At 41.1% G+C, this 19,973-nt stretch carries 15 protein-coding genes, 2 tRNA genes and 7 pseudogenes (1 of these 24 running past the window's edge); 17 read left to right on the top strand and 7 right to left on the bottom strand.

Annotation, left to right across the window (positions count from 1 at the left end; genetic code table 11):
* Window positions 1–128, bottom strand: partial view of a hypothetical protein gene (locus ACEWFH_RS00275; protein WP_473725730.1) — the 5' portion only. Its footprint begins 55 nt before the window's first position; only the first 128 of its 183 coding nucleotides appear in the window; its start codon is at window positions 126–128; its stop codon lies beyond the left edge, outside the window.
* A 213-nt stretch (window positions 129–341) separates the two neighbouring features.
* Between ACEWFH_RS00275 and ACEWFH_RS00270 the strand changes: the two genes are divergently transcribed.
* From ACEWFH_RS00270 to tsaD, 10 genes and pseudogenes are all read left to right on the top strand, one after another.
* Window positions 342–1,490, top strand: coding sequence for a trans-sulfuration enzyme family protein (locus ACEWFH_RS00270; RefSeq protein ID WP_473725729.1), 1,149 nt, complete (start codon window positions 342–344; stop codon window positions 1,488–1,490).
* A gap of 109 nt (window positions 1,491–1,599) precedes the next feature.
* Entirely contained in the window at window positions 1,600–2,970 is a 1,371-nt protein-coding gene (locus tag ACEWFH_RS00265; protein WP_473725728.1) for an amino acid permease, read from the top strand.
* Window positions 2,971–3,117: 147 nt separating this feature from the next.
* Window positions 3,118–3,194 (top strand) — tRNA-Met (locus ACEWFH_RS00260).
* Between the two features lie 45 nt (window positions 3,195–3,239).
* Window positions 3,240–3,315, top strand: a tRNA-Asp gene (locus tag ACEWFH_RS00255).
* Window positions 3,316–3,510: 195 nt separating this feature from the next.
* Window positions 3,511–3,669 (top strand): hypothetical protein, encoded by a 159-nt coding sequence (locus ACEWFH_RS00250; RefSeq protein ID WP_473725727.1) that lies wholly within the window; start codon window positions 3,511–3,513, stop codon window positions 3,667–3,669.
* A complete protein-coding gene (thiL, locus tag ACEWFH_RS00245; protein WP_473725726.1) occupies window positions 3,666–4,664 on the top strand; it encodes a thiamine-phosphate kinase in 999 nt (332 codons plus the stop codon). The genes ACEWFH_RS00250 and thiL overlap by 4 nt, the downstream gene beginning before the upstream one ends.
* 9 nt (window positions 4,665–4,673) lie before the next feature.
* Window positions 4,674–5,126 (top strand): tRNA (adenosine(37)-N6)-threonylcarbamoyltransferase complex ATPase subunit type 1 TsaE, encoded by a 453-nt coding sequence (gene tsaE / locus ACEWFH_RS00240; RefSeq protein ID WP_473725725.1) that lies wholly within the window; start codon window positions 4,674–4,676, stop codon window positions 5,124–5,126.
* Window positions 5,126–5,820, top strand: a pseudogene (gene tsaB, locus ACEWFH_RS00235) (tRNA (adenosine(37)-N6)-threonylcarbamoyltransferase complex dimerization subunit type 1 TsaB). The gene tsaE and the pseudogene tsaB overlap by 1 nt, the downstream one beginning before the upstream one ends.
* Window positions 5,821–5,829: 9 nt before the next feature.
* Window positions 5,830–6,279: a ribosomal protein S18-alanine N-acetyltransferase gene (gene rimI, locus ACEWFH_RS00230; RefSeq protein ID WP_473725724.1), complete on the top strand. Its 450-nt coding sequence runs from the start codon at window positions 5,830–5,832 to the stop codon at window positions 6,277–6,279.
* Entirely contained in the window at window positions 6,276–7,292 is a 1,017-nt protein-coding gene (tsaD, locus tag ACEWFH_RS00225; RefSeq protein WP_473725723.1) for a tRNA (adenosine(37)-N6)-threonylcarbamoyltransferase complex transferase subunit TsaD, read from the top strand. The genes rimI and tsaD overlap by 4 nt, the downstream gene beginning before the upstream one ends.
* Window positions 7,293–7,598: 306 nt before the next feature.
* Here tsaD and ACEWFH_RS00220 read toward each other — a convergent pair.
* Window positions 7,599–9,538: pseudogene (locus tag ACEWFH_RS00220) on the bottom strand (ABC-F family ATP-binding cassette domain-containing protein).
* A gap of 387 nt (window positions 9,539–9,925) precedes the next feature.
* On the opposite strand from ACEWFH_RS00220, the pseudogene moaC reads away from it, so the two are divergent.
* The 4 genes and pseudogenes from moaC (at window position 9,926) to tatC (ending at window position 12,104) form a co-directional block, all read left to right on the top strand.
* Window positions 9,926–10,428 (top strand): annotated as a pseudogene (gene moaC, locus ACEWFH_RS00215) (cyclic pyranopterin monophosphate synthase MoaC).
* Window positions 10,429–10,473: 45 nt separating this feature from the next.
* On the top strand, window positions 10,474–11,109 hold the full coding sequence (locus tag ACEWFH_RS00210; RefSeq protein WP_473725722.1) for a redox-sensing transcriptional repressor Rex: 636 nt from the start codon (window positions 10,474–10,476) through the stop codon (window positions 11,107–11,109).
* Between the two features lie 18 nt (window positions 11,110–11,127).
* Entirely contained in the window at window positions 11,128–11,310 is a 183-nt protein-coding gene (locus ACEWFH_RS00205; protein WP_473725721.1) for a twin-arginine translocase TatA/TatE family subunit, read from the top strand.
* Window positions 11,311–11,339: 29 nt separating this feature from the next.
* Window positions 11,340–12,104 carry a twin-arginine translocase subunit TatC gene (tatC, locus tag ACEWFH_RS00200; protein WP_473725720.1) on the top strand — a complete coding sequence of 255 codons (765 nt, stop codon included), beginning with the start codon at window positions 11,340–11,342 and terminating at the stop codon, window positions 12,102–12,104.
* A gap of 419 nt (window positions 12,105–12,523) precedes the next feature.
* On the opposite strand, the gene ACEWFH_RS00195 is transcribed toward tatC, so the two are convergent.
* On the bottom strand, window positions 12,524–12,727 hold the full coding sequence (locus tag ACEWFH_RS00195; protein WP_473725719.1) for a YdiK family protein: 204 nt from the start codon (window positions 12,725–12,727) through the stop codon (window positions 12,524–12,526).
* Window positions 12,724–13,436 (bottom strand): annotated as a pseudogene (locus tag ACEWFH_RS00190) (lysostaphin resistance A-like protein). Before ACEWFH_RS00190 ends, ACEWFH_RS00195 begins: the two are co-directional and overlap by 4 nt.
* A 248-nt stretch (window positions 13,437–13,684) precedes the next feature.
* Between ACEWFH_RS00190 and groES the strand changes: the two are divergent.
* On the top strand, window positions 13,685–13,969 hold the full coding sequence (gene groES / locus ACEWFH_RS00185) for a co-chaperone GroES (RefSeq protein WP_066242572.1): 285 nt from the start codon (window positions 13,685–13,687) through the stop codon (window positions 13,967–13,969).
* A 94-nt stretch (window positions 13,970–14,063) separates the two neighbouring features.
* Window positions 14,064–15,701, top strand: coding sequence for a chaperonin GroEL (gene groL, locus ACEWFH_RS00180; RefSeq protein WP_473725718.1), 1,638 nt, complete (start codon window positions 14,064–14,066; stop codon window positions 15,699–15,701).
* A gap of 146 nt (window positions 15,702–15,847) precedes the next feature.
* Here the strand turns inward: groL and arr are convergent.
* The 3 pseudogenes from arr to ACEWFH_RS00165 form a co-directional block, all read right to left on the bottom strand.
* Window positions 15,848–16,263 (bottom strand): annotated as a pseudogene (arr, locus tag ACEWFH_RS00175) (NAD(+)--rifampin ADP-ribosyltransferase).
* A gap of 213 nt (window positions 16,264–16,476) precedes the next feature.
* Window positions 16,477–17,657, bottom strand: a pseudogene (locus ACEWFH_RS00170) (DUF4317 domain-containing protein).
* Between the two features lie 145 nt (window positions 17,658–17,802).
* Window positions 17,803–18,329: pseudogene (locus tag ACEWFH_RS00165) on the bottom strand (ECF transporter S component).
* Between the two features lie 336 nt (window positions 18,330–18,665).
* On the opposite strand from ACEWFH_RS00165, the gene ACEWFH_RS00160 reads away from it, so the two are divergent.
* The gene (locus ACEWFH_RS00160; RefSeq protein WP_473725717.1) at window positions 18,666–19,373 is read left to right on the top strand and encodes a hypothetical protein; all 708 of its coding nucleotides are present in this window, start codon (window positions 18,666–18,668) and stop codon (window positions 19,371–19,373) included.
* Window positions 19,374–19,973 lie beyond the last annotated feature (600 nt).

Below are 19,973 nucleotides of genomic sequence, written 5' to 3'. Positions count from 1 at the left end.
AAGATGGCCCCATCCATCTTCTTTTTCGTATATTCTTCAACTAAAATCAGCAAAAATGAACCAAATACCAGTCCGGCAGTTGATTCTAGCTGTGCCAGATGAGGCGTTAAGCGATGCTCCACAAACAATTACGAGGTAATCCTGATCTTATCCACGGTAATGTAAAATATATTCACGTATAAGACCGATAATTTCACGGATAAAAAATTTTAAACAACTTTCGACACCATCCATCAGCCATTATACCTTAAATTCTCTCACTACAAGCAAATCCCCACACCGTATTTCCAACAAGTTTTATGCTAAACTAGGAGTTAAAAACAATGGGGAGGCCATATATAATGAAAAACGTTCATTTTGATACTTCCAGTGTACATGCTAGTGGTCATAACGGTGTAAAGTCGGTAAGTAAGATCAATCCGATCTACCAGACATCGGCTTTTTCTTTTAAAGATTTAGATGATTTAGAGGATTATTTTAGAGGAAAGAACGACTATTTATATACGAGAATGAACAATCCCAATCAGAACGATTTTGCGAATGGCGTGGCTCAGCTCGAACAGGCTCCTGCGGGTGTAGTCACTTCATCTGGTATGTCAGCCATTTTAGTTGGTATCTTGTCTGTTGCTCAAAACGGTGATCATATCATAGCATGTGATGACCTTTATGGAGGAACCTATCAGCTTCTTTCCGATGACCTGAAAAGCTTTGGAATCGAGACAACATTTGTTTCCTTTAAAGACGCCGCTGAAATTGAAAAAAACATCCGGTCAAACACAAAACTGCTCTATTCAGAATCCATAACCAATCCATTGCTTCGTGTAGAAGATCTTGAAGCACTTGTTGCAATTGCAAAAAAACATAATCTTACATCGATGATTGACAATACTTTTGCAACGCCTTATGTTTTACAGCCATTCACGAAGGGTGTCGATCTTGTTGTTCACAGTGCAACCAAATATCTGAACGGGCATAGTGATGTTACGGCTGGAGTTGTTGTGGGCAGGGAAGATCTCGTTGCAAAAGCACAAGCGAAAATGATTCATCTTGGATGCAACCTAGGGCCGTTTGATGCTTGGCTGGCTTCAAGAGGATTAAAGACGTTAAGCGTGCGTATGGAGCGTCATATCTCTAACGCAACCGAATTAGCGCGTCAGCTAAAAGAAACAGCTGGAATTAAGCAAGTATACTATCCTGAGTACGTGAGTGAGACCGGAAATTCATCCATTGTTACAATCGAACTCGATGAACAAAGTGATGTGCATACGTTCTTCAAATCTTTGGACTGGGTCCATATCGTTCCAACCTTAGCTGGTGTTGAAACAACCGTATCCTATCCATTAGGAACGTCTCACCGTTCGTTACCAAGAGAGACATGTGAAAAGTTAGGAATTAATAAAAATGTGATCCGCATTTCAGTTGGTATTGAAAATGTTGATGATATTTGTGCGGTCTTTAAAGAAGCTGCCAATAAAGCCGTAGTAGTTTAGTGCATTAGGGCTTTAAATTGTAATAAAAACGAATTGTCTCTCTTTGTCGAATTGTGATATGATATCCGAGTGAAAGCGCTTCATCATACACATCAAGGGAGGCATAAAAATGAAGCCGAAACAAGAATTACATCGTGGGCTCGAGGAAAGACATATTACACTTATGTCACTCGGAGCTGCTATTGGGGTTGGCTTATTTTTAGGGTCAGCTTCAGCGATTGAAATGGCGGGGCCAGCAATCTTACTTGCTTATGCATTAGGTGGAGCCGTAATGTTTATCATTATGCGAGCACTAGGAGAGATGGCGATTCATCAACCTGTTGCCGGATCTTTTAGCCGATATGCAAAAAACTATATTGGACCACTTGCTGGTTATTTAACCGGCTGGAATTATTGGTTCTTATGGATCGTAACATGTATGGCGGAAATTACAGCCGTAGGTATTTATATGAAGATGTGGTATCCAGATGTACCCGTTTGGATCTGGGCCCTATCTGCACTGGTCATTATGGCGAGCATTAACTTATTAGCTATCAAAGCGTATGGAGAATTTGAATTTTGGTTTGCTTTAATCAAGATCGTTGCCATCGTATTGATGATTGTTACAGGTTTAGGCATGATTTTATTTGGTTTTGGTAACGGTGGCGTTGCGACAGGAATCAGTAACCTTTGGGAAAATGGCGGATTTGCTCCAAACGGTATACAGGGAATCCTTATGTCCATGCAGATGGTTATGTTTGCATTCTTAGGAATTGAGATGATCGGTGTAACGGCAGGAGAGGTAAAGAATCCTGAAAAATCTCTAGCTAGGGCTGTTAACTCTGTTTTCTGGCGTATCCTGATCTTTTACGTAGGAGCATTGTTTGTTATCATGTCTATCTATCCGTGGGATCAAATCGGAACGCAAGGAAGTCCGTTTGTTCTTACATTTGAAAAAATCGGTATCGGACAAGCTGCTGGTATCATTAACTTTGTTGTTTTAACAGCTGCATTATCAAGCTGTAACAGTGGGATATTCAGTACAGGACGTATGCTGTTTAACCTGGCTGAACAAAAACAAGCACCAGCAGGTCTTCATAAAGTTAGTAAAACAGGTGTACCGTCTGTAGCTGTTCTAGTTTCTGCTGCAGCACTTTTAATTGGAGTAGTTCTGAACTACTTAGTTCCTGAAAAAGTATTCGTTTGGGTAACAAGTATTTCAACATTCGGAGCGATCTGGACATGGTCCATTATCCTTGTGTCGCAACTTAAGTTCCGTAAAAGCTTAAGTGAAGAAGAAAAGAAAACGTTGAAATTTAAAGTGCCGTTCTTTCCATATGGATCATACATCGCACTAGCCATTCTTATTTTCGTAGTGGGGATCATGGCATACTTCCCAGATACGCGAATCGCTTTGATTGTTGGGCCGTTCTGGTTAATATTACTAACGGTTATCTATTATGCAAAAGGGTTTAACAAACGCCCGGAAAACAACAATTAAGCGACTTAAACAGCAGGCACTGGAAAAAAATAAAATTTCCGGTGCCTAATATTTTTAAAACACTTGCATCATACTAATAAACGTGATATATTAATAAATGTCCGAAACAGTTGTTATCTAAAACCAAAAAACAACATTTTATAACGTCGCGGGGTGGAGCAGTCTGGTAGCTCGTCGGGCTCATAACCCGAAGGTCGCAGGTTCAAATCCTGTCCCCGCAACCAATTTTTATTTCATGTACTTTTAACTACATCAATTACATACAAGCTGGACCCGTGGTGTAGTGGTTAACATGCCTGCCTGTCACGCAGGAGATCGCCGGTTCGACCCCGGTCGGGTCCGCCACTTTTAAAAAACGAAACAAGGTTTCGTGTTTTTTTATGTCTAAAAGTAAGTTAAACTAAAAATATACTACTGTCACCTTAGGAGTTTTATTATGATCCTAAGGCTTTTTTATAATTTGATTTGGCTAATATCTTTAAAGATGCTGTTTTTGATTGTTTTTAATTTTCATCATTGACAAGTTGATTGAAGTGAAAGGTGAGAGACTCCTGCGGGACAGGCGGGCAGGTGAGACACTTAAAAGTAAAACGTACGAATGTGGCTCACCGTCTGCCCTGCGGAAAGCGAGCACCTGTAACGGAAATCAACCACTTCCAAGAACAACAAAGGTTAAACCAGAGAGGGGCATATCCATGATTAAAGATGAATTTGACTGGATTAAAAGCATCACACCTCAGCACTGCTTTCAAACAGAGTTAGTGGCAGGCATTGGTGATGACGCCGCTCTTTGGTCTGTGAACAAAAAAATGGATCAAGTGGTTTGTGTCGATACGATGGTGGAAGGCGTTCATTTTACGAGAGATACATTATCACCTTATCAGGCAGGTTTCAAAGCACTTGCCGTGAACGTAAGTGATATTGCGGCGATGGGCGGTATTCCTCAGTTCTATTTAGTTTCAATTGCTATTTCTCCAGACTGGAAGGAAGAAGAGCTGCAAGAGATCTATAAAGGAATGGCAGAACTAGCGAAGACGTTCAATATGGATCTCATTGGTGGAGACACGGTTTCTACAAAAGGACCTTTAGTATTAACAGTGACGGTTATTGGAAAAGTAGAAAAAGGAAGACATCTTTTACGAAGCAATGCAAAGCCGGGTGACTCCGTATTTTTAACAGGCACAACCGGAGAATCTGCGGCTGGGCTCCACTTATTACTCGAGAAAACAAGGCATTCTGCTTTTACAGATAACGAAAAGAAGTGGATTCAACAGCATCAAATGCCTCTTCCTCATATTCAGCAAGGGAGAATTCTCGCTAAGAGCGGTTTTCGAATCTCCTTGAATGATGTTAGTGATGGAATTGCGAGTGAACTAAACGAGATTGCTGAAGCGAGTAACGTCTCCATTCATATCCAAAAAGACAAGATTCCAGTAGGTACAACTCTAGCTGAATTAAGAGAGAGCGAAAGGCTTAACCATCAGTTATTTGGCGGAGAAGATTATGTGCTCGTTGGATCTGCATCAGAAGAAGACTTTGCTAAACTAGCGGCTGCGTTCCAACAACATTCCCTTCCTTTATATGAAATTGGGAAAGTTGGAGAAGCTGGTAAGACAGCAGTTTATCTGCATAAAAAGAATGAGGAGACAGAACTTCTCACGAAAAAAGGTTTTAATCATTTTAGGGAAAGGTAAGGAGAAGTCATGCGTACATATCATTACAAAACGAAGTCAGCGGAAGAAACGATGTCTTTTGCGGAAAAACTGGGCTCTATTCTTAAAAAAGGAGATGTGCTTACTTTGGCTGGAGATCTTGGAGCTGGGAAGACGACTTTTACAAAAGGCCTCGCAAAAGGACTCGGAATTACGCGCACAGTGAATTCTCCTACTTTTACCATCATTAAAGAATACAACGGTCGATTGCCGCTTTATCATATGGACGTGTACCGTTTAGAAGACTCTGATGAAGATCTAGGCTTTGAAGAGTATTTTTCAGGTGACGGGGTCTGTGTGGTAGAATGGGCAGTCTTTATAGAAGAATATTTGCCAGAGGAAAGACTGGAGCTGGTTATCTCGCATAAAGGCGATGATGAGCGCGAGATACAAGTAACACCTCTAGGGAACAGATACGAAGAACGCGTTAAGGAGATTATGTAATGAAAGTACTTGCAATAGATACATCCAATCTTGTGATGGGGATCTCTGTATTGGATGAAGGAAAAGTGCTCGGTGAGTATATTACAAACTTAAAAAGAATCATTCAATACGAGTGATGCCTGCGATTGAAGAAGTGCTTAAAGAAACTGGGGTAAAACCTGCTGAGCTGGATCGAATTGTGGTTGCCAAAGGCCCAGGTTCCTACACAGGTGTCCGCATCGGAGTAACAATCGCAAAGACACTCGCTTGGACGCTGAAAAAAGATCTTGTCGGAATCTCGAGTCTCGAAGTACTTGCTCAAAGCGGAAAATATTTTGACGGGTTTGTGGTGCCCCTATTTGATGCGCGCCGTACTCAATTATTTACAGGGCTTTACGGACAAGATGATTCAGGAGAGTTTCAAAATCTTTGGGAAGACCGAATCATTTTATTAAGTGAATGGTTGGAGAAGCTGCAAACATTGGATAAGAGAATTTTATTTGTAGGAAACGATCTTCCGTTGCACCAGGATACGATAAAAGAAGTGTTAGGGGATCAAGCGGTAATTGGGACTTTATCGGATCACAATCCGCGGCCGAGTGAACTAGGCCGTATCGGAATGTTGAGAGAACCGGATGATATCCATTCGTTTACTCCAAGCTATCTTCAGTTGGCAGAAGCAGAAGTGAACTGGCTGAAGTCACAGGGGAAGTAGGGATAACTGATGGGAGAGGCTTATACATTTAGATTGGCAAAAGTAAGCGATATAGATGATATCCTTGGTATTGAGCAAGCGTCTTTTGCCGTACCATGGTCCAGAGAAGCTTTTTACAGAGAAATTGTTGAGAACCAATTCGCGTATTACCTCGTGATTGAAGACTCCTTTCAGCCGATCGGTTATTGCGGAATCTGGCTCGTTATGGACGAAGCACATGTCACGAATATAGCGATTCTGCCTTCGTACAGAGGGAGAAAGCTTGGCGAAATGCTCATGAAAGAAGCCATTAAACTTGCCAAAACACAAGGGGCTGTAACGATGACGCTAGAAGCACGCGTAAGTAATCATGTTGCGCAGAATTTATATAAAAAGCTAGGATTTGAAGCAGGCGGTATCAGGAAAAACTATTACAGCGATAATGGTGAAGATGCTTTAGTAATGTGGGTGGAATTATGATAAAGAATGAGATGATATTAGCGATAGAAACAAGCTGTGACGAAACAGCGGTAGCCATTTTGAAGAACGGCACAGAGCTCTTAGCAAACGTTGTCGCGTCTCAGATCGAGAGTCATAAACGGTTCGGCGGTGTTGTTCCTGAGGTGGCGTCACGCCATCATGTAGAACAAATTACGATCGTGATTGAAGAAGCGTTAAATCAGGCAAAACTTGAGCCTTCTGATTTAACTGCCGTCGCTGTAACAGAAGGACCTGGGCTTGTCGGCGCACTGTTGATTGGTGTTAATGCTGCTAAAGCATTTGCCTTTGCACACGGCCTGCCGCTCGTTCCTGTACATCATATTGCAGGACACATCTATGCAAACCGACTTGTAAAAGAGATGACTTTTCCATTGTTGTCCCTAATCGTTTCTGGGGGACATACCGAGCTTGTTTTAATGGAGAAGCACGGAACGTTTAAAGTGATCGGTGAAACAAGGGACGATGCCGCAGGGGAAGCGTATGACAAAGTGGCGCGAACGTTGAACATGCCGTACCCAGGCGGTCCTCATATCGATAAGCTCGCGCAAGAGGGAGAACCGAATATTGACCTGCCTAGAGCATGGCTAGAACCGGACTCACTTGATTTTAGCTTTAGCGGGTTGAAGTCTGCGGTGATCAACACCGTTCACAATGCAACGCAGCGTGGTGAAGTAATTAAACCTGAAGACTTAGCAGCAAGCTTTCAAGCAAGTGTTGTGGATGTACTTGTGGAAAAGACGTACCGTGCTGCCGAGCAATATAACGTGAAGCAAGTTTTGCTAGCTGGAGGAGTAGCAGCGAACAAAGGGCTTCGTCAAACGTTAGAGAAGCGGTTTGAAGGAACACATTACGACTTAGTGATTCCGCCATTGCACTTATGCACAGATAATGCGGCTATGATTGCAGCTGCGGGCAGTGTTGCTTATCAGAAGGGTACGCGAGGAGATATGGCATTAAACGGTGTGCCAGGTCTAAATTTAGAAGCGCAATAAAGTGGTGGGCTCTTTTCCTAATGGGGAAAGAGCTTTTTTATTTGTCGACCGAAGTAGACGAGATTCGACACAAAACTCCTTCTTTTTTGTGGAAAAGTTATACACAGGTTTGTGGATAATGTGGACAGAGGTTTTGAAACATTTGAAATAAAGGGTTTGTGTTATACACAATTCACACAATGTATACACATGTTCGTGTGGATAAAGTGGATAAGTCGCATTTTAACTAAAAATCCACAAGTCGATCTGTGGATAAACAAAAAAGCTGACACGCCTCACAATTCTGTAAGGATGCCAGCTTATACATTAAGCATTCTGCAATTCTTCCCATTCTTCCATTAAGGTTTCCATTTCTTCGTTCAACGTATCCAGCTGCGATTGGAACTCTTGTGTTTTCTCGTAGTCTTGGAACACTTCAGGCTTACAAAGCTCGCCTTCAGCATAGGAAATCTTGCTTTCGAGTCCTTCTAATAGACCTTCAATTTCTTCAATGCGGCGCTGGCGTTTACGGTCTTGTTTTTTCGCTTCTTTATCAATTGAGTTTTTGGCCGAATTCGCTTGTCCTGATGAAGGCGTACTAACAGGATTTTCTGCTTTCTGTCGCTCTGCGATTTCTTCCCGGGCTTTCATCTCGTTCTTTTTCTCCGTGTAATAATCGTAGTCACCCAAATATTCGGTTATACCGGTTGGTGCGAGTTCAACGACCTTCGTTGCGATCCGGTTTATAAAATAACGGTCATGAGACACGAAGAGGATGGTACCTGGATAAGAGATCAGTGCTTGTTCGAGTATTTCTTTGCTATCCAAATCCAAATGGTTCGTTGGCTCGTCGAGAAGAAGGAGGTTCCCTTTTTCCATCATGAGCTTTGCGAGTGCAAGCCGTGCTTTCTGACCACCGCTTAACTCCGTCACAAGCTTCAGCACATCGTCACCGCTAAACAGGAACTGTCCGAGTATGGAACGGATCTCTTTTTCCGTTTTTTCCGGATAGTCATCCCACAGCTCGTTTAGTAGTGTTTTGCGTGAATGAAGATCCGCCTGTTCTTGATCATAGTGAGAGATCTTCAACCCGCTACCATAGCGTATATCGCCCGATATGAGCGACAATTTTTTTCGAATGACTTTGAGTAGAGTCGATTTGCCGATTCCGTTCGGTCCGACAATCGCGACACTATCCTGGCGGTTAACCGCTAATTCCACATTTTTAAATAACGGTGAGCCATCTTCATAGCCCGTACTCACATTCTCAAGCTTCAGCACGTCGTTACCGCTTTGTCTTTCAATATCAAACGCGAAGGAAGCAGACTTTTCTGCACCAGCAGGACGTTCTTTCAGCTCCATCTTCTCAAGCTGCTTACGACGGCTCTGTGCCCGTTTTGTGGTAGAGGCACGCACGATGTTACGCTGAATAAAATCTTCTAACTTTGCCACTTGATCTTGCTGCTTCTCAAACTCTTTCATCTCTTGAGCGTATCGCTCTGCTTTTTGCTCGAGATAGCTAGAATAGTTTCCTGTAAAGCGGAATGATCGTTTTCTCGAAACTTCATATACGGTCGTTACAATCTTATCGAGGAAATAACGGTCATGGGACACAATCAAGATTCCCCCAGGATAACTCTGCAAATATTGCTCAAGCCACGTTAGTGTTTTGATGTCCAAGTGGTTCGTCGGCTCATCGAGAATAAGTAGATCCGGTTTGGTTAATAAAAGTTTTGCCAGTGCGAGACGTGTTTTTGGCCACCGCTCAGTGTATTAATCTTTGTGTCTCGATCAAAATCGGCAAATTGAAAGCCGTGCAGCACGGTGCGAATCTCCGCTTCATATTGATAGCCGCCTTCATCTTTAAACGTGACTTGCAGTGCGTCGTAGTCTTTGAGGAGGCGTTCGTATTCGGCTTCATTTCCGATGACTTCAGGATCGCCCATACGCGCTTCCATCTCACGCAGTTTCTTTTCTTTTTTACGAAGGTCTTCAAACACAGAGAGCATCTCGTTCCAGATTGATTCATCAGAATCCAGCCCCGCATCTTGTGCAAGATATCCGGTCTTAACGTCTTTTGGAATCATGATATGACCAGAATCATAAGAATACTCACCGGTAATCACACGAAGCAGCGTAGACTTACCAGCACCGTTTCTTCCAACTAAAGCAATGCGCTCACCTGTTTGAACTTCTAGTTTTATATTCGATAAAATAACGTCCGCGCCAAATGATTTGGTGACGTCTTGAACTTGTAAAATAATCATTGTGAATTCACCTCTATGGAAAACGGGTGGTTTATTATAAAAGATTGTTGTGCTTGCATCATTGATAAATTGATTAGAGCGCAAGGTGCGAGACTCCTGCGGGACGAGTGGGACAGGTGAGACTCTTAATAGCGCAAAGCGCTAAGAGGCTCACCGCCCGCCCCGCGGAAAGGGAGCAACCTGGAGCGGAAATCAATTACTTTCAAGTACAACCATGATTACGCAAACAGCCTTTTTAAAATATATAACCCTGTCTACTTAGTAGTTTAGCGTAGTTTGGAGATTCGCGCCAACAAAGGGAATGTTCAACATTTTGCAATAATTACAAGTAAAATCATAACGACAATAAAAGCGGTTTCGTGTATATTCATCATGAGGAGGGGTTTTATGACTGAGTTTACCCATTTTAACGAAGAAGGCCGTGCTCGAATGGTCGATATTTCGGAAAAAGAAACATCTCACCGAACAGCGGTAGCGGTAAGCGGGGTAACCGTTTCTGAAGAAGTCTTCCTTAAGATTAAAGAAAACGGATTTAAAAAAGGGGACGTTCTAGCTGTAGCGCAGGTTGCTGGAATCATGGCTGCCAAAAGACCTCTGACTGGATTCCGATGTGTCACCCACTATCACTTACAGGTGTAGATCTATCCTTTCAATGGGATGAATTGGCCGACCATAACTATAAATTAAATATACAAGCTGAAGTGAAGACAAAAGGAAGCACTGGCGTTGAGATGGAAGCTTTAACAGCCGCTTCTGCTACAGCTCTTACCGTCTATGACATGTGTAAAGCGGCAGATAAGGGAATGGTCATCGGTCCTACATACCTTGTGTCCAAAACAGGAGGAAAGAATGGCGACTTTCTACGTTCCTCAAGCCCTGACAAAGTATGATACAATAGGAAAAGATAAGCTTTCTACACATGGAGGGCTCCATATATGAACCAAGAACAGTTAAAAATACCACATGCAACAGCGAAACGGCTGCCCTTGTATTATCGTTTTTTGAAAAACTTATCATCTTCCGGTAAACAAAGGGTGTCTTCAGCTGAATTAAGTGAAGCGGTTAAAGTAGATTCTGCAACGATCCGCAGAGATTTTTCCTACTTTGGCGCATTAGGTAAAAAGGGTTATGGCTACAATGTTAATTATCTGCTGTCGTTTTTTGCGAAAACGTTGAACCAAGACGAAACAACAACAGTGGCATTAATCGGAGTAGGTAACTTAGGTACTGCCTTTTTGCACTACAATTTCACCAAAAATAACAATACAAAAATAGAAGTCGCATTTGATGTAGATTCAGCTAAAATCGGCACAGAGATCGCAGGAGTTCCAATCTATCACACGGAAGATATCGAACAAGAACTGCAAAAGCGGGGCATAGATGTTGCGATTCTCACCGTACCCGTAGGAGCGGCTCAGCCGATTGCGAATCAGCTCGAGCGCGGTGGTGTAACCGGGATACTGAACTTTACACCAGCTCGATTAACCGTTTCACCGAAAATTCGTGTGCATCATATTGATTTAGCCGTCGAATTGCAATCGCTTGTTTATTTTATGAAAAACTATTCTTAGACCAAGGAGGAAATCGTTATGTTAGGACCAGGAAGTATCGCAGTAATCGGACTTGCAGCGCTCGTTATGTTTGGGCTAAAAAAGCTGCCTGAGCTAGGAAAAGCTGCAGGTAAAACGCTTCGCGAGTTCAAGAATGCTACAAAAGGCATGATGGACGAAGAAGATGACAACAAAAAGGAAAGCGAACAACTGAAGAAGTAAGGATGTTTTTCTATGACCTCTGAAAAAATATGTCGCTATACGGTCACATTGGCGAGTTAAGAAAGCGTATCATGTGGGCGATTCTAGCTTTCTTGGTATTTTTGATCGCCGGATTCTTTTTAGCCAAGCCCGTGATCGTGTATCTGCAAAGTGACCCAATTGCAAAGAACATTCAGATGAACGCTTTTCATCTAACCGATCCACTGAATGTGTACATGACGTTTGCCTTCTTCATCGGCCTCGTCCTATCCGCACCAGTGGTGTTGTACCAGCTTTGGGCATTCATCAGCCCTGGGCTTTATGAGAACGAAAGAAAAGTAACGCTCATGTACATCCCAATTGCGTTTGTGCTCTTCTTAACGGGACTCGCATTTTCGTACTTTATTCTTTTTCCGTTCGTCGTAAGCTTTATGGGAAATGTCGCTACTGCCTTAAGTGTTGAAGGAGAATACGGAATTCAGGAATACTTCTCATTCCTTTTCAATATCACACTGCCATTCGGACTTTTGTTTCAATTCCCGGTATTAATCATGTTTTTAACAAGGCTCGGAATCGTAACACCTGATTTTTTAAAGAGCATCCGAAAGGTAGCATACTTCGGGATTTTAGTAGTCGCTGGTTTGATCACACCGCCAGAGCTGCTATCTCACCTGATGGTTACGTTCCCGCTCATACTCTTATATGAAATTAGTATCATAATATCTAGAGCTGCTTATAAAAAGAGAATGAAAGCGGAAGTTGAAGCTCTCGTGAAGGAACGAGAAGCAGAGGCAGAAGCCGCTTATCATGATTAAAAAGAGGATGACTCCACGTGAGGAATCCTCTTTTTTGTGTGGTTGGAGTATGGGGTGAGAGTGGGAGTGGACAGTAAAAATGGGGAAGTGGACAGTAATTGTGTAAAAGTGGACAGTATTTCATCGAAAGTGGACAGTATTTTTGTAAAAGTCGACAGTATGGCTTACTAGGAGGTTTTTGCAGGCTACCCAGGTGCTTCCGAAGCACCAAAACTGCCTTAGTTTTGGTGCTAGTGACGATAATCTGTCGGATTCGAAGATTAATCTGTCCGATTGGCCGCATAATCTGTCCAATCTCCAACATAATCTGTCCATTTCAGCGAACAATCTGTCCAATTTAAAAATTCGCCACCCGCTACCTCCACAAAAACACCAAAGCAAACAAAAAAACTGCCTCCATCAAGGGGCAGTTTTCACTATTATTTCTTTCGTTTTCTCTTTAAGTGGTTGTTTAACGCAAAATAGCGGATGGCATTGGCGTAATCAAAGGTTGCTACGACCATTGTAATGATCGTCCAGAAGCTCGTCATGCCGTATTCACTTGCATAATGAACAGCAAGATACGTAAAGACAAGTCCGATCCCTAAATATAAAAATGCCATAAACAGTGGTGATGTCTTCATAATAGTCCTCCAATAATCAATTGCGCTGTTTCTAGCTGCTTTTCCATCTTCTGAATCTCATCAGCAAAGAATACTTGAACGATCAGAACGAGTGTATTCATGGCAACGTGTGCCGCGATCGGAACAATGAGGCGCTTCGTGCGAACATAAAGGTACGCGAACGTGAAGCCCATTGCCGTATAGATTAATAAGTGTGTAAAGTCCGCATGAACAGCAGCGAAGATTAGAGAACTGATCAAAGCAGAAATAAAGAAATTAAAGCGTTTATGAAGAGAGCCGAAAATGATCTTTCGGAAGATGATCTCTTCTAGTATTGGCCCAACGATGGCCGTTACAATCATAAAGTATTTTACGTTTTTCACGATTTCAACAAGATTCTTCGTATTTTCAGATCCAGGCTGTATGCCGAAAAGATTCATTTCGATCATGCTGGCGATAATTTGAGCCGCATACGCCATAAAATTCCGATGATCGACCATAGGACAGCAGACCCTCTCGATACTCGCTCAGAGTCCCTGTGCCTGCTTTTCATTTCAGGAATCAGCATGTAAAGGATGATAATGAGAGCGGCGATGAAACTGATCGTTCCCCACATTCCAAATAGTTGTTTTTCAGGAACACCCAGTTCGTTTAATAGAGGAACTCCTATGTAACCCGAGAATTGCATAGCGATATATATGAAGATGATCCACCAATATTTTTTCTTCAAATGACCTTCTCCTTTACGTACAGCCCTAAAAATAATTACATCTAATACCTCTTTATATGCTTACCCATTTTAACATAGAATAGGCAGGGCTCGCGAGGATATCGAATTTGAGAAGAATTTAGATTTAAATTTAGATTTCCCGCTTGCAAAATTTTTTAGTTTTATTTATTATTAGAAATGGAGTTAGCACTCACTAACTAAGAGTGCTAATAAGAAATTCTTTTAACTATTTAAGGAGGGTGTTTCACTTGTTAAAGCCATTAGGTGACCGTATTATTATTGAGCTTGTAGAAGGTGAAGAAAAAACTGCAAGCGGCATTGTATTGCCAGATTCAGCAAAAGAAAAGCCTCAAGAAGGAAAAGTTGTTGCTGTAGGTACGGGCCGTGTGACGGATAACGGCGAGCGTATCTCTCTAGAAGTTTCTGAAGGAAACACGATTATTTTCTCAAAATACGCTGGTACAGAAGTAAAGTACCAAGGTAAAGAATACTTGATTCTTCGTGAGTCTGACGTATTAGCGATCGTAGGCTAATCGTTAGGTAACTTGGAAGCTTCAATGATTTGAAGCTACATAAATAAAGCATATGTAAGTCACTAACTTTTAAAATTAATGGGAGGGTTTTTACATGGCTAAAGATATTAAATTTAGTGAAGACGCACGCCGCTCAATGCTTCGTGGTGTTGATGCATTAGCGAACGCTGTAAAAGTAACACTTGGACCAAAAGGACGCAACGTTGTGCTTGAGAAGAAATTCGGTTCTCCTCTAATCACGAACGATGGTGTTACAATTGCAAAAGAAATCGAGCTTGAAGATGCATTCGAAAACATGGGTGCTAAGCTTGTAGCTGAAGTTGCGAGCAAAACGAACGACGTAGCAGGAGACGGAACAACAACTGCGACAGTTCTTGCTCAAGCGATGATTCGTGAAGGATTAAAGAACGTAACAAGCGGAGCAAACCCAATGGTACTTCGTAAAGGGATCGAAAAAGCGACAGCAGCTGCTGTTCAAGAACTAAAAGCGATCTCTAAACCAATCGAAGGCAAAGAGTCTATCGCACAAGTTGCGGCAATCTCTGCAGCTGACGAAGAAGTAGGACAATTGATTGCTGAAGCGATGGAGCGCGTTGGAAACGACGGCGTTATCACGATCGAAGAATCAAAAGGATTCACTACAGAGCTTGAAGTGGTTGAAGGTATGCAGTTTGACCGCGGATATGCATCTCCATACATGGTAACAAACTCTGACAAGATGGAAGCAGAGCTTGAGAACCCGTACATCCTTATCACAGATAAGAAGATTACGAACATCCAAGAAATCCTTCCAGTACTTGAGCAAGTGGTACAGCAAGGGAAATCTCTATTGTTGATTGCTGAAGATGTTGAAGGTGAAGCACTTGCTACATTAGTAGTTAACAAGCTTCGCGGAACATTCAATGCAGTAGCTGTAAAAGCTCCTGGATTCGGTGACCGTCGTAAAGCAATGCTAGAAGACATCGCAGTATTAACTGGCGGTGAAGTGATCACAGAAGAGCTAGGTCTTGACCTGAAGACTGCGAACATCACGCAGCTTGGTACAGCTTCTAAAGTTGTGGTTACAAAAGAAAACACAACAATCGTTGAAGGTGCAGGAGATTCTTCTAAGATTGCAGCTCGTGTTAACCAAATCAAAGCACAACTCGAAGAAACAACTTCTGAGTTTGATAAAGAAAAACTACAAGAGCGCTTAGCAAAATTAGCTGGTGGAGTTGCGGTAATCAAAGTTGGTGCAGCAACAGAAACTGAGCTGAAAGAGCGCAAACTTCGTATCGAAGACGCACTAAACTCTACGCGTGCAGCAGTTGAAGAGGGTATCGTATCCGGTGGTGGTACAGCTCTAGTTAACGTGCTAAAAGCAATCTCTCAAGTAGAAGCGACTGGCGACGAGCTAACAGGTGTGAAACTAGTACTTCGTGCACTAGAAGAGCCAGTTCGTCAAATCGCACACAACGCAGGCCTTGAAGGATCTGTAGTGGTTGAGCGCTTGAAGAACGAAGAAATCGGAATCGGATTTAACGCAGCAACTGGCGAGTGGGTAAACATGTTTGAATCAGGAATCGTTGACCCAACTAAAGTTACACGTTCAGCTCTACAAAACGCAGCATCCGTATCTGCAATGTTCTTAACAACAGAAGCAGTAATCGCGGATAAGCCAGAAGAAAACACTGGCGGCGGAATGCCTGACATGTCCGGAATGGGTATGGGTGGAATGGGCGGCATGATGTAATAAAGCTAAAGCCCTTGGTACGGTTTGATTGAATAACCATACCAAAAGTTTTAACTAGATTTTTAAAGCCTCTCTTAAACTTATGAGTTTAAGAGAGGCTTTTTTGTGATTAGGTTTATATATAGCTAATAAACAATATTGAAAAATTAATCGTATATTACATCTTTGCCTTGTTCACGTAATTTTTTCAATGATGTAAGCATATGATTTATTTGCTCATCCGAATGTCTTTCCCAGGAACCTAACTCTGCAATTATTTTCAAGGGAGATTTAGATCTATACGAACGAGTTGGGTTTCCAGGAATTTTTTATCGGTCAAGTTCGGGTCATTTTCATAATCACCTAAAGGTTCTACAAGGTAAATTCTCTCTTTTGATGTTGAAGTTGCTAATTCAGCACCCCATTTAGCCGCATCTAATGTTGCAGTGAAATAGATATAGTTCGATTTTTTGTCTTGGTAATTTGATAAGTATTGCGGTTTTAAAAGATCTCCAATTTTGAGTTCTGCTTTAGTGCCATGAAAGAAAGGACCCTTATCTAAGACATCTTTTTTGTCTTTCATACCGATACACCTCTTATTATTTTTAGACTTGTATGTAACAGTTTAGGGCAGGAACGTTGGAAAGTGTAGTCTATAAATATCTTATTATTAGTAGTATAATGAAAGTAGAGAGAATGTATTCGACTATTATTTGCGTTTAAATTAGCATTTTTTAAAATAAAAAGGCTTCTCACAAGTTTTAACTCGTGAGAAGCTTTTTCTATCTCTAATTATTTATTTCTCAACCTTCTCCCCAAAAGCCTCCGGAATCATCGTAAACCCTTCAATCACCGTATCTTCTTCCACTTCGATCATGAGGTAACATTTACCGCTAAGCTGTACTTGTTTCACGTACCTTAAATCTTGCGGACTAATCGAGATTTTAGCTACCTTCGTATCAATTTTAATAGACTTCGAGTTGAATTTCGGTACAACGCTGCTTGCTTTTATCTCATATTTATCATCATCAATGACTTTTTGGAAAGCGGATTCTACCTTTTCCACACTAATATCTTCAACACCGCTCGCCTTTAAAACGCGCTCAACGTCCTTGGAGTCTAATCGCGGATGTTCTTCCTCTTCGTTCTCTTCAATCATTCGGTTAATCTCTTCATACACATTGGAGAGAGTGGATGTATTTAATTGATCCCTTGTCACGTCTTTAATAATTTCTTCAAACACAATCTTATCGTCTTTTGCCGTCATGATTTCTTCGCCATTTAGAACGTCAACGATGAATTCATAATCAGGCTCATGAACTTTTCCTGCTGAGTACAGAATATGGTTCACATCTGCTGCATTATCACTGAAACAAGGGAAGAGAAATCCTCCGATCGGTGCATTTAGGTTAATAACAGGATCCACCACGAAATTATACTTAAACTCTTTTTCAACATAATCAAAAAGCAGCTCTTTCTTCGGTTCTTGTGTATTGTTTATGCTGCACAGAATAAAGGGAATGAGTAGACGGCATCTCGTTCGCTGATCTCAGCCTCATCATTTTTGCGCTTCGTCGGCTTATAGTATTCTCCCTTAATGAATGTAATCACAATGTCCTTTTCATACTGTCGGTTTAAGAGCATTTTTCCTACCATTTGTAGCATGCGCTCTTTCCAGTCTTCTGTATCGCTTGCGAGAAGTCCTTGATGCAGGATGAGCTGGCTGTTATTTTCAGCATCCCTTTTGAATTTTAGTTCAAAGAGCTTTTCATCAAGATTTCCACCAAGCAATTTTTTAAAGTTATTAAAGAAGAGCTCTTGTTGCTCGGCATCTAGCATTTCGAAAGGCTGACTCACGTGATGATAGATCTCGCTTGATTCTTTCGTGATATACACATTAAATATGCTGGAGATTTTCAATAGATCATTCTCTTTTTTAAACTGTTTTCGTATTTGAGAGATATCTTTTTTATTCATGCTTTATACACTCCTAAGAATTAAAAAGTAGTAATCTTTCGATTGAGGTAAGGTCATTTCATCTAAACAAAGTGTAACAACAAAAAACACCCTGTTAAAGTAGTCTTTTCTTAAGTACTACTTTACAGGGTGCAATGAATTCTTTCTAAAATAAAATTCTTTTCTTAATTCGTGCTACAAGAGGCACAACAATGATTCCAGCGATACCAACTTGCAAGATGTTTCCTGGAATTGATCCGAACGGCTGAATCCAGTTGCTATAGAGGACCACTTCTGCAAAATAATAGCCTACCACTTTAATTAGCATGGCAACACAAACAGCCATGGAATAGACAATCACTCGTTTACCAGGAACTTTTTCAGAGATAAGACCAGCTACATAACCCATTGCTCCAACGATGATGAAAGTAAATGGAGCCCAAACCGTCCAACCAGAAAGTAAATCGAATAATCCCATTCCGAAAGCACCAGCAATAGCGCCTGTTCTTCTGCCGAAAACGAACGCTGCTACAAATAGGGGATGTTTCCTAGGTGGATAAGGCCGCCGTTTCCTGCAATGGGAAGCTTTATGTTGATGAACATCGTTGCAACAAGAGTCAATGCAACGAAAAGTGCATTAATGACTAATGTCTTTGTTTTAGTCGATTCTATTGATGAGTATGTTGTATTCACATCATTACCTCTTTCGTTTTTTATAGTTATCAACACCGCTTTAAGAGAAGTGTTTTTAGTCTAGTCATCCATATCGATGGAAATTTCCCACTTATCTATTATATCTGTCTCTTACTGTTAAGAAAATAGCTATTTTTGGAGTAGTTTTAAATAAAAAATATTTATTATGACGTTTAAGGAAGGGGCACAGATAAAAATGAAGAACTCTAAGTAACATAGACGTATTGATCCTGTTAACTTCGAACTTCTATAGTAGACTGCTTAACCGCTTATTTTGAGTTGTATCGCAGGGCGATACAACCAGCAAATAGATATGTATGAAAAAGGAGGCCCGATATGCGACGTGATATACAAGTGAATGAACGAGCGTTCTCTTCCAAGGAAGTGGCAGAAGAAGTGGGGATCGCCACTCCCACAGTTCGGAAGTATGGCCAAATCTTAGAACGGAACGGATACGAGTTTTTGAAGGATGGAGATCGCCGTATCTTTGTTCAATCTGACATTGAAGCGCTTATATCGTTACGCGATACAGATAAGCCATTAGACGATACAGCGAAAGATATTGTACGTGACCAAAATGAAAGGTTACAAGAAACCAATGAAACAGACGTAGCGCTACCCGATACATACAAAAATCTACCTCAAGACCCAAATCAGTTAAGAGAGGTCTTAATGGTGTTAGCTAATGAACTGGCAGCTACACGTGAAATGAACGTCCAACTTACAAATGATATGTCACAGCTTAAACTAACAGTATCCAGACTCCAGCAAGATCATCATGTAATCAGTTCGACTGTTGGAAATGCAGCACAGAAAACCAATGCTAAGATTGAAACTTTATCGAGACAGCAAAAAGAGCATTACGAAACATTACTCGAACAAGAACAACAAAAAAGTGAACTTCTACAAAAAGAAATACAAAATATGAGGGAAGAACAGACAAGAGAGTGGCGTTCACAAAATGATTTTAATAAGCGACTAGAAGATGCGATACAAAAACCTAGAGAAAAATGGGGAGGATTATTCTCCTTATTCCGAAAGTAAAGGTTTATGTAAATAAGGCGTATCGCATGGCGATATGAATTACGAGTAAGCAGTTTAGCTTCATATATTTTCGATATGCCTTTTATAAAAGTGACATAAGATATGGGAGAATATCATAGCTCAAGGCGATCAAGACGAAATGGATAGCTACACGATGATTAAAATGTATATCGCTCATATAGCGTCATGCGATATGATTCTTCTAAACTACAGGGTTATAAGATTTTATGTAATTAAATATAGACATGTATATCGCTACCCGATACGTAAGTAAAAAATACTTATGCTTCACAAAAATAAGCCATTTCCCGAGAAATATCTACAAATTCTGCGTTCGTTATCGACAATTTTTTATGTTAAAAGGGTTCATTAGCAGGTGATTTCTGCTATGAACCCTTTTGTTTCATTAACGAAGATTTTTTTGATATCCCTCATAATGATTTTTAGTAAAAATCAGAGAATAGAGTGATTCCACTAAGGGTTTTTTGATTTTACGTTTGTTCGAAATTCGATTCATGATTACAATATCCCGAATTTTCTCTTTTTTTGTAAAAAAACAAGGAGTATCGCTTCTGTGATGCGAATTATTAAAGGAAGAAA

It is taken from the genome of Fictibacillus sp. EA-CB0309 (genome assembly GCF_055814265.1).
The sequence above is the reverse complement of the archived record's forward strand: the minus strand, read 5'-3'. Positions and strand labels throughout refer to the sequence as shown.

What these genes read in the sequence shown, in the direction of transcription:
- ACEWFH_RS00270 (WP_473725729.1), top strand. Translation starts at nt 342, where the DNA reads ATGAAAAACGTTCATTTTGATACTTCCAGTGTACATGCTAGTGGTCAT.
- ACEWFH_RS00265 (WP_473725728.1), top strand. Translation starts at nt 1,600, where the DNA reads ATGAAGCCGAAACAAGAATTACATCGTGGGCTCGAGGAAAGACATATT.
- thiL (WP_473725726.1), top strand. Translation starts at nt 3,666, where the DNA reads ATGATTAAAGATGAATTTGACTGGATTAAAAGCATCACACCTCAGCAC.
- tsaE (WP_473725725.1), top strand. Translation starts at nt 4,674, where the DNA reads ATGCGTACATATCATTACAAAACGAAGTCAGCGGAAGAAACGATGTCT.
- rimI (WP_473725724.1), top strand. Translation starts at nt 5,830, where the DNA reads ATGGGAGAGGCTTATACATTTAGATTGGCAAAAGTAAGCGATATAGAT.
- tsaD (WP_473725723.1), top strand. Translation starts at nt 6,276, where the DNA reads ATGATAAAGAATGAGATGATATTAGCGATAGAAACAAGCTGTGACGAA.
- ACEWFH_RS00210 (WP_473725722.1), top strand. Translation starts at nt 10,474, where the DNA reads ATGAACCAAGAACAGTTAAAAATACCACATGCAACAGCGAAACGGCTG.
- ACEWFH_RS00205 (WP_473725721.1), top strand. Translation starts at nt 11,128, where the DNA reads ATGTTAGGACCAGGAAGTATCGCAGTAATCGGACTTGCAGCGCTCGTT.
- tatC (WP_473725720.1), top strand. Translation starts at nt 11,340, where the DNA reads ATGTCGCTATACGGTCACATTGGCGAGTTAAGAAAGCGTATCATGTGG.
- ACEWFH_RS00195 (WP_473725719.1), bottom strand. Translation starts at nt 12,727, where the DNA reads ATGAAGACATCACCACTGTTTATGGCATTTTTATATTTAGGGATCGGA.
- groL (WP_473725718.1), top strand. Translation starts at nt 14,064, where the DNA reads ATGGCTAAAGATATTAAATTTAGTGAAGACGCACGCCGCTCAATGCTT.
- ACEWFH_RS00160 (WP_473725717.1), top strand. Translation starts at nt 18,666, where the DNA reads ATGCGACGTGATATACAAGTGAATGAACGAGCGTTCTCTTCCAAGGAA.